At 66.1% G+C, this 16371-nt stretch carries 17 protein-coding genes; 7 read left to right on the top strand and 10 right to left on the bottom strand.

Annotated elements, in window-relative coordinates; translation table 11 throughout:
- A partial coding sequence (locus tag AC5Y6Y_RS21665; protein WP_499930270.1) for a ParB/RepB/Spo0J family partition protein occupies positions 1 to 1549 on the top strand: 1549 nt, incomplete at its 5' end.
- A gap of 38 nt (positions 1550 to 1587) precedes the next feature.
- Here AC5Y6Y_RS21665 and AC5Y6Y_RS21660 read toward each other — a convergent pair.
- From AC5Y6Y_RS21660 to merA, 9 genes are all read right to left on the bottom strand, one after another.
- Entirely contained in the window at positions 1588 to 1995 is a 408-nt protein-coding gene (locus AC5Y6Y_RS21660; protein WP_055576810.1) for a hypothetical protein, read from the bottom strand.
- Complete coding sequence (locus AC5Y6Y_RS21655) at positions 1992 to 3917, bottom strand: hypothetical protein (RefSeq protein ID WP_499930269.1); 1926 nt, start codon at positions 3915 to 3917, stop codon at positions 1992 to 1994. Before AC5Y6Y_RS21655 ends, AC5Y6Y_RS21660 begins: the two co-directional genes overlap by 4 nt.
- Positions 3918 to 4084: 167 nt before the next feature.
- Positions 4085 to 5920: a hypothetical protein gene (locus tag AC5Y6Y_RS21650; protein ID WP_136623054.1), complete on the bottom strand. Its 1836-nt coding sequence runs from the start codon at positions 5918 to 5920 to the stop codon at positions 4085 to 4087.
- Positions 5917 to 7287: a tyrosine-type recombinase/integrase gene (locus AC5Y6Y_RS21645; RefSeq protein WP_231513269.1), complete on the bottom strand. Its 1371-nt coding sequence runs from the start codon at positions 7285 to 7287 to the stop codon at positions 5917 to 5919. Before AC5Y6Y_RS21645 ends, AC5Y6Y_RS21650 begins: the two co-directional genes overlap by 4 nt.
- Before the next feature lie 390 nt (positions 7288 to 7677).
- Positions 7678 to 7998 (bottom strand): phytanoyl-CoA dioxygenase family protein, encoded by a 321-nt coding sequence (locus AC5Y6Y_RS21640; RefSeq protein WP_232007743.1) that lies wholly within the window; start codon positions 7996 to 7998, stop codon positions 7678 to 7680.
- The gene (locus AC5Y6Y_RS21635; protein ID WP_063892812.1) at positions 7940 to 8404 is read right to left on the bottom strand and encodes a MerR family transcriptional regulator; all 465 of its coding nucleotides are present in this window, start codon (positions 8402 to 8404) and stop codon (positions 7940 to 7942) included. Before AC5Y6Y_RS21635 ends, AC5Y6Y_RS21640 begins: the two co-directional genes overlap by 59 nt.
- Positions 8401 to 9795, bottom strand: coding sequence for a dihydrolipoyl dehydrogenase family protein (locus AC5Y6Y_RS21630; RefSeq protein WP_055576806.1), 1395 nt, complete (start codon positions 9793 to 9795; stop codon positions 8401 to 8403). Before AC5Y6Y_RS21630 ends, AC5Y6Y_RS21635 begins: the two co-directional genes overlap by 4 nt.
- 31 nt (positions 9796 to 9826) lie before the next feature.
- Positions 9827 to 10342, bottom strand: coding sequence for a hypothetical protein (locus AC5Y6Y_RS21625; protein ID WP_055576805.1), 516 nt, complete (start codon positions 10340 to 10342; stop codon positions 9827 to 9829).
- A 102-nt stretch (positions 10343 to 10444) separates the two neighbouring features.
- Complete coding sequence (gene merA / locus AC5Y6Y_RS21620) at positions 10445 to 11848, bottom strand: mercury(II) reductase (protein WP_055576804.1); 1404 nt, start codon at positions 11846 to 11848, stop codon at positions 10445 to 10447.
- Positions 11849 to 11938: 90 nt separating this feature from the next.
- Between merA and AC5Y6Y_RS21615 the strand changes: the two genes are divergently transcribed.
- The 6 genes from AC5Y6Y_RS21615 (at position 11939) to AC5Y6Y_RS21590 (ending at position 15767) form a co-directional block, all read left to right on the top strand.
- On the top strand, positions 11939 to 12322 hold the full coding sequence (locus tag AC5Y6Y_RS21615; RefSeq protein WP_055576803.1) for an ArsR/SmtB family transcription factor: 384 nt from the start codon (positions 11939 to 11941) through the stop codon (positions 12320 to 12322).
- Entirely contained in the window at positions 12319 to 12621 is a 303-nt protein-coding gene (merT, locus tag AC5Y6Y_RS21610; RefSeq protein ID WP_055576802.1) for a mercuric ion transporter MerT, read from the top strand. Before AC5Y6Y_RS21615 ends, merT begins: the two co-directional genes overlap by 4 nt.
- Complete coding sequence (locus tag AC5Y6Y_RS21605; RefSeq protein ID WP_055576801.1) at positions 12618 to 13175, top strand: TlpA family protein disulfide reductase; 558 nt, start codon at positions 12618 to 12620, stop codon at positions 13173 to 13175. The genes merT and AC5Y6Y_RS21605 overlap by 4 nt, the downstream gene beginning before the upstream one ends.
- Positions 13172 to 14062, top strand: coding sequence for a cytochrome c biogenesis CcdA family protein (locus AC5Y6Y_RS21600; protein ID WP_174900778.1), 891 nt, complete (start codon positions 13172 to 13174; stop codon positions 14060 to 14062). The genes AC5Y6Y_RS21605 and AC5Y6Y_RS21600 overlap by 4 nt, the downstream gene beginning before the upstream one ends.
- Positions 14063 to 14781: 719 nt before the next feature.
- Entirely contained in the window at positions 14782 to 15333 is a 552-nt protein-coding gene (locus AC5Y6Y_RS21595; RefSeq protein ID WP_122447327.1) for a hypothetical protein, read from the top strand.
- A 131-nt stretch (positions 15334 to 15464) separates the two neighbouring features.
- Positions 15465 to 15767 (top strand): hypothetical protein, encoded by a 303-nt coding sequence (locus AC5Y6Y_RS21590; protein WP_499930268.1) that lies wholly within the window; start codon positions 15465 to 15467, stop codon positions 15765 to 15767.
- A gap of 22 nt (positions 15768 to 15789) precedes the next feature.
- On the opposite strand, the gene AC5Y6Y_RS21585 is transcribed toward AC5Y6Y_RS21590, so the two are convergent.
- A complete protein-coding gene (locus tag AC5Y6Y_RS21585; RefSeq protein ID WP_499930267.1) occupies positions 15790 to 16359 on the bottom strand; it encodes a hypothetical protein in 570 nt (189 codons plus the stop codon).
- Positions 16360 to 16371 lie beyond the last annotated feature (12 nt).

Below are 16371 nucleotides of genomic sequence, written 5' to 3'. Positions count from 1 at the left end.
CACCGCCTCGACACCGAACACCACGACAACCTCACAGGGCACTGTGGAGCATCTCGACCCGCACACGTTGGCCTTGGAGCCCAACATCCGCGAGGACGCGCCCACCAGCCAGGGCTACGCCGAGCTGGTGACCAGCATCAGAAATTACGGGGTGCTCTCCCCCCTGACGGCGGTCCGCACCGCTGAGGGTGCGGTGACGGTGCGCGACGGGCAGCGCCGGTTGCTGGCCGCGCGGGAAGCGGGCCTGGCCACGGTGCCCGTCTATGTCACCGCGGACCTGGCCACCACCGAACAGGCGCGCACCGTGGCACGCATCACCGAACAAATCGTGGTCAACGATCACCGCGCTGCCCTGACCGAAACCCAACGCGCCAAAGGCATTCAGCAATTGCTGCTCGAAGGCCTGACCCCGGCCAAGGTAGCCAAATCGCTGACCGTACCCAAGGCACTGGTCGAAGCCGCCGCCACGGCGACACGCTCCGAGCAGGCGATGTCGGCGCTCTCACACGCCCAGCTCAGCATCGCCCAAGCCGCGATCCTGGCCGACTTCGACGCCGACCCCCAGGCGGTGCAGTATCTGACCGAGGCGGGCAGTGCCGGCGACTTCGACCACCGGGTAGCAGAACTGCGCCAGAAAGCTGCTACGGCGCACGCCCGCGAGAGCGCGGCAGAACCGCTGCGCAACAAAGGGTATCGGCTGCTGACCGAACGCCCGGCCTGGAATGACGAACTGTTCGCCACCCGCTGGGACCGCTTGTGCGACGGGCAGGGCAACACCCTCTCAGATGCGCTGACCGAGCAGGACCCGCAGCTGTGGGCGGTGTGGCTGGACGAGGTCGAGCTCTATGAGGACAGCCGCACCGGCGAGGAGGTCGATGAAGGCGACATCGACTGGGACATCGACGCCGCCGACCACGACACCGCACCCGAAGAGGGCTATGTGCATCCGCGATTCATCGTCCAGCGCACCGTTTTCGAGCCCGAGTTCTTCTGCCTGGACATCGACGCCGCCGGGGTGCTGACGCGTCAGCAGTACTATCAGCGCTCCCGGCCAGGCGCAAACCCCGCAACCGGCGACACCGGCGCCGAGCAGCGCCGCGAAGCCGAACTGCGCGACAAGCGCAAAGTCGTGGCCCTGAACAAACTCGGCCACGCCGCCATCGAGGTCCGCCGGGCGTGGGTCAAAAGCCACCTGCTGGCCCGCAAGACACCACCACAGGGGGCGGCGCTGTTCGTCGCCGCGCAGCTGGCCACCCACCCCAGCCTGCTCATCGGGTCCTACTGCGCCTCGACCGCCGCCGAACTGCTCGCCCTCAAAGACTCCGACACCGTCGCCGACACCATCGCGGCACTGCCCCCCGCTGCGGACCCCCGCGCCAGCGTGATCACCCTGGGCCTGGTCCTGGGTGCGCTGGAAGCCGAATTATGTGGCGTATCTGGATCTGTTCATTGTTCGGACGTGTTACCCCTTCGGATCAGTCAGCGTCAGGGATGCCGGTATCGGGGGATGCCCGCCAGGAGATGGTTCGGCAGTGCTAGGGCGATTTAGGTTCGGTCTGTGGGCCGGGGCGTCTGTCCTGTTGGCCGTTAACTGTCTCGGTGTGAGCTCAGATCGGTAATGCCGGCCAGTCGCTCGAGTTGGTTTCTGTAGGCTGCGTTGTGGATGGTGAGCATCCGGATGTGCTCTTCGTAGATCTCGAGATGCTTTCGTAGGTCGGTGTTTTCGGTGCGGAGGCGCCGGATGGTCTCGTCGCGGCCATCGTCACTGTGGCGAGGATGTCGTCGTTTTGGGCCATCGGTTTGTCGTTGTGCGGCGCTGTCGAGCATCGCGTTGGTGATGGCGGCGTAGTGCCGATAGAACGTGGTGCGGTTGACGTTGAATGTCTTCGCCAATGCGGAGACGCTGGGGTAGGCGCCGCCTTCGCGGTGTTCGGTGAGCAATGCGTCAGCCGCGGAGCGCACATCATCGTCGCCAGGAAGTGGGTGCCCGGTCACACAATGTCCTTCGGTGCAGTGGCAGCCTCAAGTAGCGCAGCAAGATCGCGGCGCTGCTGGGTGAGGCGGTGAGCAACGAAGGGGGCCAAGAGTTCCGCAGTGGCGAGGTGGGCGTCGAGTTGATGCAGCTGGTCGGTGAGCGCTTGGAGGTTGTCGGCGGTGAGTGCGACGTTGCGGCACTGCAGGGGTTGGCAGTTGGCGAGGTCCGGCAGGCTCGGATCGCCTGCGGGCGCGAGTTGGCGTCGACAGAGCGCCTTGTCCGGGTTGTAGACGCAGGTGACGAAGTGACCGAGGTAGATGTTGGGGTCTTCGCTGCGCATGATCCTTCGGAGTCGTCGTGGGTCGGTGACCACACTGCCTGTGTAGGCGCTGCCGCGTTGGAGGTTGGTGAGCCGTTCTTCGGCTTCGGGGGCCGCAGGTCCCCGTAAGTCATGGTGCTCATTGTTCTCGATCATGGCCAAGAGGCGCTCGCCGCGTTGCAGTGATTGTTCGGCCTCGACCTCGCCGCGGAACCCGGATTCGGTTGTTCCCGCATAGCCCTCGAACATTTGGATGCTGTGGTGGCGGTATTGGATCGTGCCGGCGATGGCGCCGCCGGGGCGGCGAGCGATGAACCATGCCAGGGTGCGGCGGAACTGGCCACTGGTGAGCCGCCAGCGTTGGCGCCGGATGAGCGGGATGTCGTCGGCCCGGTTGTGTGCGGCGCAGTAGGCGTTGATCCAGTCGACGAATTCGTTCAAATTCTTATTGGTGCACTTGATGGTCACCGAGCGGGAGCGATCGGTTCCGCAAGAACCCATCGTTGCGGACAGTGCTGTGAATAGGTACTTCGCGTCGTCGGGTTGGAGTTGTTCGAGAACGCCGACTGCTCGCTCAACAGATTCCGACACTACCCATGAGGCGGTGACTCCTTTCGGGGTCTCGCCCTTGAACGCGCGACTGGTGATGGTGCGTCGGTAGACGTTCCCTTGGGCGTCTCGTTGGCGGCTCACACAGTCTCGCTGGAGATGTTTGACTTCGCTGTCGCGCATCCCTGACAGGTATGCGATCACCACGTAGCAGGCGGTCAGCAACATTCGGCTCAGCTCGGGCATTCGGTGATAGTCGAATCCGGTCAGCCAGGGCGCGCTGTCGATGCATGCCCGTACTGGTGTGAACAGATAGCAGCCGTCTGCGAAGCCTACCTCTGCCGCGGCGGCCGCGACCATCGCACGTCCGGTCGCTCGGCTGATGAACGTGGATTCCGTGTGTAGTTGTCGGGCAAGGAAGTTCGCATTGACTTCGCCGTCAGCAGTCGTTGGCAGCGGGCGGCGCTGGCTGCGGTAGTCATCTAGCAGGTGCTGCAGCTTGGCCAGTCGTGCTGGGAGTGGCCCGCCGGCGAAGGGTTTGCGTTGATCCATTGCATGCCTGGCGGTGTAGAGCGACCACCATTCCTCACGTGCGGCGAGGATGTCGACGCTGAAGTCGTTGACCCACCGCAACCCCCAGACCAGCAGCGGGCTGATCACTTCCTCGGGAATCCGATCGGTGGCGTTCTCGATACGCCGGGGTGGATGGCTGCTGTGGTTGTGCCATGCCTGCAAACGTTGCGGGTCGACGGTGAGCCGGTCGGTGTGTAGGGCGTCGCGGAACACCCAAAACAGCCGGGCGGCCCGCCGGTGCATACCGCGCTGTGTTGGACTCAAATCCGTGAGCAGGACCCATTGTTGATAGTCGACGAGGTCCTCGCGGGTGATCGCGGCTAGTGTGCAGCGGCCCCGACCGTGTGACCAGTCCAAGAACTTCTTCACGTGGCTAAAGGCAATACGAATAGAGACCTGCTTGAGGCGGGCCTCCCCGGGTGGCAGCTCGCCAACCAGCAAGGCGTAGAACAGTTCTTTGGTGACCGCGCGGAACGGCTCGGGCAGCGTGGGGAAGTTCAAGATGCTGCGAGCCAGCTGGTCCTGGTGGTTGATCGGGTGCAGGTCCCAGATGTCATCGCCGAACCGCGACGTGGTGGCAAGTTCGATTCCCTCGCGGAGTTCGTGTCCACCCAGGACGAAGGCGTCCGGGTCGATGAACACCGGGGTGTGAGCCACCTGGGGCGTCGTCATCGTGGCTCCTGCGGGCCATCCAGCAACGCCAACAGCTCGGGCAGACCCTCAGCGGGCTGTGCTCGATCCCATTCCGCTGGAGTGAATTTCGGGCGGATGTGTTCGGTGATCGCTATCCACGCCATGCCGTAACGGCGCCACCACAGATCCAGTGCGATCTTGCCGCGCTCATCGATCAACCAGTCCAGCAACGCTTTCAGTTTCGGGATGTGGTTGTGGGTGACGAGGGCATTCGAGCAGCCGAAGCACATCAGGAATGACACACCGCAGCGACCTCCGCCATCGAGAGGGCTGTGATCGATATCAGCGCAGGCGGTCACGGCGGTATCGAGATTTCCGGCCAACAGGTCTGTGGCGGTGGTAGCGGTCACATCCAATTGGAGGGCTGCGTTGTTCGGCGTTGTCACCTGACCGGCCAGCACCCGGGCGTGGCAAGCCTGGGCTGCGGTCTCGGCGTCTGACAGCGCCGCGGTGATCACCCCGCCCGCCCAGTCATGCACCGACGGATCGCCGCGCAGATAGTTGGTGAACAGCACCGGCATGGTGTTGGAGCGAATCGACGAGGGCAGATGGCCGCCGGCGGCGCGGGTATTGCGAATGTCCACTGTCTTTTTCAAGCGCAGCGAAGTGATCTGCAGCGGTTGACCGTTGTCATCAAGGAGGGGGTGGCGCTGCTTCCAGCGCTGCATATGCCAGTCCTTCAGATGCAATCCCACGTCGAACGGGCCGTGGTGACCGTCGGGCGGATCCCACACCGACCACAGCGACGACGTGCCGCTGAACGACCGACCCAGCCGCATCATCTGCTCGAGCAGCAGGTAATAGCCGCCGGGGCGGCGTAGCTGCTGGCTGGGAGTGCCGATCTCCCAGTGCACCGTCTCGAACATGCGTGCAGGACCGCGCCGGCGTTTGATCACCTCCACCCGGACAGCCTTGTCCTCCAACACATCGTGCTCGATCGTGAGATCTTTGAGGGTTTCCAGGTTGCGCCCCGAGATTCCGACGGCCAATGTCAGTAGCGGGCCCAAATCGAAGCCGGTGACAAACAGCTGGCGTGCCAGCGTCATCATCGGGTGGTTGTCCCACGCCCTGGAATCGTGGGCGATAACTGGAATCTCACCGGTAGCCGCAATCTCGGCCAGCACCTTCGCGAGTCGACGCTCCTCGGCGCTCAACGTGTCAGGCTCACGCTCATAGCGGGTGACTAGGCGTTGGCCGCGCTGAAGCCGCGATCGGATCGCGGCGACCTCCGACCGGGCCGCCGCCATGATCGCGTTGAATTCCCGGTCGGAATACCCGCCGATGGCGGGATTCTGGCCCACAGAACGACGGCGATGCAGCCACGCATCGACCTCCTCGGCGATCATGCCCGCCGGCATCTCGCCGACGACACGGCCCACAGCTCTAACCTCATGCACCAGTCCGCGTTGTTTCACCTGCGCATGGCGTTGCCGCCAGTAGCACTCGAGATGGTCGACGGTCAGCTCCCCGGGCGTCGCCGGCGGATCCACCAGCGACGCCAACGCGACCAGGAAGCGGTGCCAGCACCAGAACACTCCGGCTGCACTCTCGGGTGTCCGTAGCGTTCCACTGGCACCGGTGCAGCGGGCGAAGGCGTCGGCCAACGGCTTATGCCAGCCCGGCAGTGGGAACGTCTTCAATTTGAACGTGCGGCGACGCCCGTTCTCCCCCACCACCGCCACTTCCAATCCGCTGCCCGTGGGCTGCACCCGCTCGGGTGGTTCGTAGACGCCCTCAGGGCGATCGGCGGGGCGGCCCCTGCGTGTGAGGGGTCCTTGGCGCGGCGCCTCGCTCGGCTCTGGGCTCGTCACGCCGAATCCGCGGTGTCAACGATCTTCTCGTCGGCGATCTCGCCGCTCAATTCGCCGGCCGGCAGCTGCAATTCGGCCCACTCGTCAGGAACCAGCGCTAGCCGAGTTTCCATGGCGAGTTCGTTGAGGGTGTGCAGATATTTGAACGTTGTTTCCACCGATCGATGCCCCAAGCGCCGGCGCACCCAGTCCAGCGGATCACCGAAAATCTGCTCATAAGTCGTGCGCTGCGCCGGGTTCATGGCGCCCAGCTCGCGGATGTGCTCACGTTGTAGCTGCTCCAACGTCACCACCGCGTAGGTGTGGCGCAACAAATGCGGGTGAGCCCGCAGGTCCACCGCGTGGCGTCGGCAGCGGTCGTTGGCATCACCAAACATTGACTGCCAGGTTCCCGGCATGACTGGCAGCCCGTTGCGGTTCAACCACAGCGTCGCCGGTTCCAAACCCTCGGCGCCACAGATGAATAGGCGCCGACGCTGGCGTGGATTGAGAGTCTCCACCGGGCGGCGGCGACCACCGCTGGTGCGCGGCGCGATCACCGCGCATTGCGGGTCCTCAACAACCAGTTTGGCCGCAATCTGGTTGTAGCTGCCGCGGCTGCGGGCTTGTTCGATCAGCTCGGCGCGGTCGAAGCGGATGTAGTCCCACACCTCGCGTAACACCGTGGCCGGGATGTAGATCCGGCGGCCCGAACCATTCTTGGCGATCGCCGCCGGCAATCGGGTCGGCGAGTAGGCGCGATGGGTGTCCATGTCGGGCACGTCGAACATGGTCAGGCTGGCCTGCTCGGTCAGCCGCAATCCGGTGCGAACCATCAGATCGCAGAAGGTGGCGTTGCGGGCAGCGTTTCGGCCACCGAACGACTGATCGAGCAGACCGGTGGGCAGATACCCGCGAACACCAACATCGCGCCAGCGGCGATAGGACGCCGGTGGCAACCACGCCAAGTCTTCACGATGGCCGTCCTTGGGTGCTTCGGCAGGCGTCAGTCCCGCCTCCTCGCGACGGCGCCATCGGCGATCGCGCGCTGCCCGCTGCAAGATCGGGTTGTGCTCAACGAATCCCGATTCGGTTGCCCACCGGTAGAACGAGTTCACGGTGGCGACTTCGCGGCCCCACGTGGCACCCCTCACCCCAGGCCCGCGCTCATCGATGCGCCGCCACCGGTGATAGGCTGCGCGATCTTCGGGGGTCGCGTCGCGCCACGATCGCTTTCCGAGCGGTTGGCGATGGTGCCACAGAAACGTCAGGAAATTCGCTAGGTCGTAGGCGATCGCTGCCTGAGTGTTTTCCGGCGCCGGGTGCAACAGGAAGTAGGTGTTCAGGTCGATGTCGTAGTGGCCGTCAGGCGATATCAAGAATGGCACGCCGTCCTCAATGCCCTTGCTGTCCAACCACTCTGCGACTACGTCTGTGTTCAGGCTCTGCAGCGTTGGCCGCGCCGTGCGCGGCATCACCAATTGTCGATGCGTGAAATGCACTCGCCAACCTAAGATCGGCATTGCCTGGAAAGCTACCGCGGCGTCTATCGCATGCGCGCGACCGACACACGGCAGACACTCGCATGTGCCAATCCGTCGATGTCTGGGCGCCCGCTGCTTCAGCAGGAGTCGCCGCGATCAAGGTGTCAGTCGATGACCCAGCCACTCAAGTAGGCCTGCCCAGCTGATGACTGTGACCGAACCGGTCCTGCGTGTAGTCGTGCGGGAGCTGGTGTGCACCATGTCAATTCGGTATACCGACGGCTCGGCTGATGCTTAACCATCACATGGCGCTGAGCTGATCAATGGGTAACGTTCATCGGGCAGTGGTTGACCCGGGGAATATGGGAGCCCGTCGTGGCCGGGAAGCGGCTGGTAGGTGGCTTGGGCGTCGGTGTAGGTGATCAGCATTGATACCCGGTTCTGGGCGGTGTGGTTGGCACCGGCGCAGTGTGCGGTGCGGCGGTGGTGCAAGGTGACGTCACCGGCGCGCAGCGGAACGGTGACCCGCGCTGCCCACCGAAGTTCGGGCCAGTGGTCAAACAGGTAGGAGTGGTGCTCCTGGCGCACCAGGTCGGCGAGGTCGATACCGGTGATGTCGATGCGTTCCGGGCCGCCTCGCCGGTGTGAGCCCGATAGGAACGTGAGGCAGTTCGTAGGCGTCGATGCGGTCCAGCGTGGCTTGCAACGCCGCGATCCGCTCATTCGTGCGCTGCCGCGACGCCGCCAGCAGTGCGGCAAGTCGTATCCCCGGCGGTTGGGGGTGCGGGCGGGTCAGGTCACCGATCTCACGCAGCGTCAGTCCCATACCGCGCAGCGTGCTGATCAACTGCAGGCAGCGCAGCGCCTCGCGGGTATAGGTGCGATACCCGCCGGGACTGCGCCCGATGGTGTTCACCAAGCCCTGATCGGTGTACTCCCGCACCGCCTTGATCGGGATGCCGGTGCGGCGCGACAGCTCACCGACCGTGAACACGTCAGCGTGAAAACTGTGGTGGTTCATGAATTCTCCTGCGGCTTGCGTGGACCGAGGTCGAGTCGTTCGGCGGCATGCAGCAAGGCCTCACTGTAGGTGGGGAATTGGGCGATGCCGTCGAGCAAGACGTCGATGGGAACCTGGGCGCGGATGGCCAACGCGGCCTGATGAATCCATTCCCCGGCCATCGGAGCCACCGCCCACGCACCAACCAGGACGCGGCGACTACGGTCGGCGAGCAGCCCGAGGGTGCCGGCGGGCTGGGTTTCATAGGTCCACGGCCGCGCCAACGCATCAGGCAGGTTCAGTTCGGTACTGACGACGTCCAGGCCTGCGCTTTGGGCCTCCTCACCGGTCATTCCGACGGCGGCGATCTCGGGTTGGGCGAACACCACCCGCGGAATGCCGGTGTAGTGCGCCCGCCGCGAGGTGCCCGCGATGTTGTCGGCGACCACCCGGGCTTGATACATCGCGACGTGGGTGAACAACGCGACACCAGTGACATCGCCCAGCGCCCACAACCCATCACCGGTCACCCGGCAGTGCTCATCGACGGCCAGCTCGCCGCGATCGCCGATGGTGACGCCGACGCTGTCGAGGCCCAGGCCGGCGGTGGCGGGTTCGCGTCCGGCGCCCAGCACGATCACATCGGTGCGCACCGATGTGCCGTCGTCGAACTCGACCACGGCGTCGGCGCCGTCGCGGCGCGCCCGGGTGGCTTGGCGGCCCAGCCGCACGTCGATGCCGTCGTCGCGTAACCGGGCAGCGACCAGCTCACCGACTCGCGGGTCTTCGCGGTCCAGCAGCCGCGGGCCGCGCTGCACGAGGGTGACGTGGCTGCCCATGCGGGCCAGGAACTGCCCCAACTCGACCCCGACCGCGCTGCCGCCGATCATCACCGCCCGTTGCGGGATCTCGCGCAGGGTGGTGGCCTCGCGGTTGGTCCACACCACAGTCGCGTCCAGGTCGTCGAGGCCGTCGATGGGTGGGCGCACCGGCTGCGAACCGGTGGCGATCACCACATGCGCCGCGGTGATCTCGGTGTCGGCGACGCTGATGCGCCAGGGGTCACGACCGGTCAACCGGGCGGTGCCTTTGAGGACCGTCACCCCTTGCCGCTGATAGCCGGTGACCTGATTGGTGTCGTCGAGGTGGCGGATCATGTAGTCGCGATAGTCCCGCAGCGCCGGCCAATCCAGCGCCGGCCGCGATAACCCGGCGGCGGCCGCGGCTTCGGCGCGGGCCTCGGTGGGCCGCAGCAGCGTCTTGGATGGGATGCACGCCCAATAGGCGCATTCCCCGCCGATCAGCTCCCGCTCGATCAGTGCCACGCGCAAGCCGGCGGAAATCAGCCGCCCGACGGCGACTTCGCCGCCCGGGCCGGCGCCGATCACGACGGCGTCGAAGTGCTCTGCCATACGGATTTTCTCCTTCGGGTGGGTGCGGTGGTCAGGGGCGGCGGCGCCGCAGCGCCCACCAGCCCTCGATGACGGCGGCGGTGACCGCGCCATAGGCGAGATGCGCCAGGAATCCGCGCACGTGGGTGCTGACCGGATAGGCGCGGTCTGCGGCGCTGAACCCCAGCAGCGGGGTCAGCATCTCATCGACGATCAGTGACATCGACGCGCCGGTGAGCAGACCGGCCACCGCAGGGTTCAGGCCGACCGCGCGGCGCAGGACCGCATACACCGGCGCCCAACTGATGCCCAGCCCGTAGTGCACGACCATCCCGGCGCGCTCTCGCACCGGGTCGGGTAGGTGGATGCCGAGCAGGTCGAGCGTCTTGTCGGCGGCGACCTGAAACGGCGGGCCGGGCCGGGCGGCGTCTTCACGCTGGCGATCCCGCTGGGATTCGCGCTGGTAAAGCTTGCTGCTCACCGGCTCCATCACTTTGGTGCCCACATAGCCGCCGACAGCCCCGACGAGCAGATCTTCGGCGAATTCGCCTCTGCTGGACCAGATCATCACGACACCACCCGCCAAAGTGTGATTGCTGTGGCGGGCACCCGGTTCGGCGGGGCGAGCGCGATGGTAGTCATGTAGCCCTCCCTCGATACTGCATGTTTCTCAGGCGGCGCAGCAGGACAGTTTGGTGACGTCGCGGGTGAAGGTTTGCGCGGCCAGTTTGAGGCCCTCGGCCATCGTCAGATACGGGCTCCACAGCTGCGCCACCTGCTGCACGGTCATCTTGTTGGCCAGCAGGTAGACGGCGGCGGCGATGACGTCACCTGCGCCGGCGGCCAGCACATGCGCACCGAGTAGGCGCCCGGTGCCACGTTCGGCGACAAGCTTGATCGCGCCGCGGGTGTCGCGGTTCACAATCGCGCGGGGCACGTTCTGTAGCGACAGCACCCGGCACTCACAGTCATAACCCTGGGCCTGGGCATCGGCCTCGGTCAGCCCAACGGTGGCCAGGCTGGGCGAGGTGAAGGTGACCGCCGGCAGCGCGCGGTAATCGACGCTGCGCCCGGCCCCGTCAAAAGCGTTGTCGACCACCACGGCGCCGTGGGCGGCGGCGACGTAGACGTATTGCGGATGACCGGTGACATCACCGGCCGCCCAGATCCGCGGGTTGGCGCTGCGCAGCTGCCCGTCGACCACCACCCGACCACTGTCAGCGGTGGCCACGCCGACGGCGTCTAAGTTCAACCCGGCGGTCACCGGTGCCCGCCCGGTCGCCACCAGCAGCCGCTGCCCGCTCACCCGCTGACCGCCGCTGGTCGCGACGATGACGCCGGCGTTGTCGGGATCCACGCGGACAGCGCGCTCGCCGATCACGGTGATGCCCTCATCGGCGAACACCGCCGCCAGTCGCTCGGCCAGTTCGGGTTCGGTGTGCGGGGCGAAGCGGCCCACGATGCTGACCCTCATCCCCAGCCGCGCCCATAACTGCGCCTGTTCCAGCCCCACATAGCCGGCGCCGACCACGACCAGCGATTCCGGTAGCGCGGTCTGGGCCATCGCAGTAGTGGAGGTCAGGTAGTCGATGCCATCCAGGCCGTCGAGCCGGTCGATGCGCGGCGCGGAACCGGTGGCGATCAGATAGTGCTCGGCCTCGATACGCGCGCGCCCCCCGTCCCCTAACTGCACCTGCAGCACCGGCCCCGGGGCGAAGCGGGCCTGCCCCGGCACGATCTCCCACCCATATTCGGCGGCCAGGTCGGCGTACTTGTCGGCGCGCAGCCCCTCCACGAGGGCGTCCTTGCCGCCGATCAGCGCGGGGGCATCCACCGGGCCCGCCGCGGTGGCGATGCCCGGAAAGTGCTGGTCCAGCGCCACATGGCGGGCCTCGGCCGCGGCCAGCAGCGCCTTGGACGGCACGCAACCGGTATTGACACAGGTGCCCCCGGTCACGTCGCGCTCGATCATCACCACGGTTTTGTCCTTGCCGCGGGCGGCGATCGCCGCCGCGAACGCGGCACCCCCCGAGCCGATCACCGCCAGGTCATAACTGACCACAATGCTTCCCATCCTCACGTATCCGCCTTGCCGAATATATAGATGGCATCCTAGTATCTGTTTATCCGAATATCAGCGACTCAATCGAAGGACCGTGTTTTCGTGCCCGAGACTCCCCACCCCAGCCCCACGCTGTTGCCAGCCACCGCCAACGGCGTCGAGATGGTGGCGAAGTTCTTCCGCGCCCTCGGGGACCCGGCCCGGCTGCGGCTATTGGAGTTCCTGCTCAACGAGGAACACACCGTCAGCGAATGCATCGCACACATCGGCCTGTCCCAGGGCCGCATCTCCACCCACCTGGCCTGCCTATCGGACTGCGGTTATGTGCAGCTGCGCCGCCACGGCCGCTATGCCTACTACCGGGTGAGCGACCCGCGGGTGGCCGAACTGGTGCTGCTGGCGCGCTCGGTGGCCGCCGACAACGCCGCCGCGCTGGCCGCCTGTATGCGCATCGCCCCGGCCAGCCGCGAGGAGATCGCGCCGTGACCAAACACCACGACACCGGGACGCTGGCAGCGATCCTGGGCGCCATAACGTTGGCCGTGGCCGCGATCGCCTGTTGCGCGGCGCCGCTGCTCATCGCCTCGGGTGCGCTGGCCGTGATCGGCGGCCTCGTGCGTAACGGGTGGGTCATCGGCACCGCCGCGGCGGTGCTGCTCGCCGCGCTCACCTACACCGTGTATCACCGCCGATCCCGCCACCACGGCCAGCAGTCACCGCACTGCGATCCACCCACACACCCCAACACCGGCGACCAGCACCGCGTTAACGGAGAGCGATCATGACCGACACCAGCACACCCACCGTGCACACCGGCCCGCGACGGCGGCTCCTGATCATCATCGGCGGCGTGGTAGTCGCCGCAGCGGCCATCGCTTATGTCGTGCTCTGCTGGCACCCGTGGACCGACGCTGCGGCAGACCAAAACGGTGGCGCCACACCTACTTTGACTGCGCACACCGCCACCGGCACACCGCTCACCGTGCCCGGTTCCCGACCCGCAGTGGTGTTGTTCTTCGCCGTCGAATGCGGCACCTGCGGGCCTACCGCCCAAACACTCGCCCAAACCCAAGCCCAGAACCCCACCCGGGCGGACTTCGTCGCCGTGGACATCGCCGGGCAGGAGCCGCAATCCGAAGTCGCCGGCTTCCTCACCGCCAACAACGCAGCGGGGGTGGCCAACGCGATCGACACCGACACCGCCTGGGCCCGCCGGTTCAATATCACCCAACTGTCCACCGTGGTGATCATCGACACCACCGGCAAGGAAGTATTCCGCGCCGTCGAACCCTCCGCCCAACAACTCCAAGCGGCACTAGCCAAAGTGGCCGATCGGTGAACGGACTACTGGCACTTGCCTTCGGCGCCGGCATGATCGCCCCCATCAACCCGTGCGGATTCGCGGTGCTGCCCGCCGTGCTGGCCTACACCGCCACCGGTGAGCACACGTCCGCGGGATTGGCGGCCAGGATCAGCCGGGGGCTGCGCGCCGGCGCGGCGCTGACCATCGGATTTGCCGGCACCTTCACAGTTCTCGGCGTGGCCGCAGCACTCGGGCTGCGCCAACTCATCGGCGCCGTCCCGTGGGCCGCGACCGTCCTCGCGGCGATGCTGACCCTTGCCGGACTGGTCATGCTGGCCGGGCGCCATATCCCAATCCGGCTGCCCGGCCCCCACTTCGGCCGCAATCCTCAACGGCCCCTGGACATGCTCCTCTACGGTGTCGGGTACGCGATCGCCTCGGCCTCCTGCAGCATCGCGATCCTGCTCTCGGTTATCAGCCAGGCACTGGCCACCAGCAACGTGTCCGGTGTACTCGTTGTCTTCGGCGCCTACACCGCCGGCTCAGCCACCCTTCTGCTCACCGTCGCACTACTGGCCGCCGTCGCGAACACCGTTGCCACACAGCGCATGCGGCCACTGATGCCGCACATGACCCGGATCGCCGGGACCATTCTCTTTGCATCCGGGGTCTATCTGCTCCACTACTGGATCCCACAACTCACAGGACACCGCCTCCCCCCAGATCCCCTGGCCACCGGCGTCGCCCGAGTCGGCACCTGGATCACCACGCACCAAACACTCGTCGCCACAGCCGCATTCGCCATCATCGCCATCAGCACCGCACTAGTCACACTCCCGCGACGAACGCACCCAGCCGCGGCCAGCGACACTCACCGCGCCGCCACCGCTGAACCCGCCTCCACCAACCCAACCAGCGACTGAAGCATCGCAGCGAGTTCAACCGATCGGCGAATCGATGTGGGCCCGACACAGCCGCGCCCAACAACGCGCGGCTGACCCGATGACGCCGCGGCGCGGGCCTGAAGCGGGCACCAACTGCAAGAGACAGCCCCGCTCACCTGCAGCGCATCGGCTCAAGACGGCTGCCGAGGGACATTCGACACACCAACACTCGTTAACGGGCCGACCGTCGCTTACGCATGGTGTCCCACCACTTCTTCTTGGGCACGAACAGTGTTCAGTCATACATAATCAGCGACCCCCAAAGACGCCTGGCGGCGCCGCTACACCAACTACAGCAAGGACTACCTGCGGTTCCTGGCCGACAACGGCTACGAGCTGTCCGACATCGAAAAAGTCATCACCGGCCAAGCCAAAGACGACACCGTCTACGACCGGATCGCCGCCGCCAAGACCACGGCGCCGAAGGGCGGCTGACCCACCAACAGGCGACCGGAACAGGCGTCGGTGGGGCGGTGTGCATCTCGCGCCGCCCCACCGATCCTGTGCACGCCGCCCGGGGTCCGTCATCGATTGCTGAGATTCCGACGCGTGCGCCGCACGTAGAGCCGAAACATCAAGGGATCAGAGGGTTTTCGTGACATCGCGAGGGTGGAACCCGGCCTCATTACCGTTGCTAAAGACCGGGACCGCTGATAGACTGACTACTATAGTAGCCACTACTGAGGAGGAGTCGAAGTATGTCCAGCAAGCCCGCCATCAACCCGGCGCAGGCCACCCCGGCCGCCGTCATCACCCACAGCCTGGTCCGCATCCAGGGCGCCCAAGAGGGTGATCTGACCGTCTTTCACGCCTGCACCCCCACGGCGCGCATGACGATGACGTGGGGCGGCATTTTGATGACGTTCTGGTCGGCGCAGGCAGCGCAAAGTGTGCTCGAGGCGTTCGCGGCCGCCCGCCCACTGCTCGCACCGCTGCTGCGCCGCATCCCGCCGCCGCCGACACCAGCCCTGGAACCCTTTGCGGCCCAGACCATCGCACTGGACTGGACCCGGCGCGCCAGCTACGCCGTGGTGGCCCGCGACGAGCTCGCGCGCGATCGGCGCCGCCAGCTGCACTGGATCGACATTCACTGCGGCCCCTGCACCTGGCAGATCCTCGACCAGGACGGCTACCACAGTGCGGTGGACCTGCTGCGGCGCGCGCACTCGACCGCAGTGCACGTGTTCACCGACGGACCGCGCTTCAGCGCAGACCCCACCCTCGACGATTACCGACCCACGACCCAGTAATCCACAAGCCACCCATCGCGGGCCGCACTTATCCACAACGGAAGGTGCGGCCCGCGCCCGCGTGCCCGGCTTGCGCCGACACTGGAGCCACCCACACCTACGGTGTCCCCCAACCGAAAGGAATCCCGCGCATGACGACCTGGAGCCTCACCAGCAGCCATCCCGGGGACGTGCAGATCTGCACCGGCACCGCCACGACCACGGCCCAGGCGCGCGCGGACGCGCTCGCCGCCACCCGCGCCCGCCATGCCCACCTCAAGATCGCCGGCGCCTGCCGCTACACCCTGCACATCGATGGCCAGTGCACCGCCATCATCGCCACCACCGCGCAGCAACCCGGTGACGACGTCGACCCCGAACAGCTCGACGAACTACTCGATCGACTCGAGGCCACACCGATGCCCGCCGAACTCGACACCGCGGGTTACCGGTAGCACAGCCAGTCCGCCCGTATTACTAGAACCTCACGGCGAGTTGCCGGATCCGCTGAGCGTAGTCGGTTTCGGTTTTCTCAATCGCGGTCTCCATGCGTTGCAGACGCTGTTGGTAGATGCGTGCCTGCTCCTCACGTGCGATTCGATCGGCCTCGATCTGCACGTGCCGTGCCGGAGCATCGGAGTCTTTCAGTGCTGCATAAGATTTGGCGTCGGTGACGGTGGTGAAGTCGGTGCTGTCGACTGCGTAGCTTTCGGATTCGATACGGGCGATGAGCCGTGTCTGGGGTTGGCGCTGCTGGTAGACCGCGGCACCGCCTTCGGCGAGGAGTTTGGCGAGTTCGTCCATGGTGCGCTGCGTCGATTGCATGATGGCGATGGCGCGATCGCCGTAGTCCATGATTGCGCTGCGCGTGGGCAGGGCGTCAGCGGGCACCTTGTCGGTGATGGTGGCGATCAGTGCGGCGAGGTCATCGAGAAGTGCGCAGGCCGCGACGCCTGTCGAGCGGTGGCCCAGTTTGGCGTTGATGTCGTTGCGTTGATGGCGCACGAGATCGCCGAGGGCGTGCAGGCTTTGAAACATCGACGCCATTGTCCTGCATGC

The sequence above is a fragment of the Mycobacterium sp. NGS24 genome, from assembly GCF_059813065.1.
The sequence above is the reverse complement of the archived record's forward strand: the minus strand, read 5'-3'. Positions and strand labels throughout refer to the sequence as shown.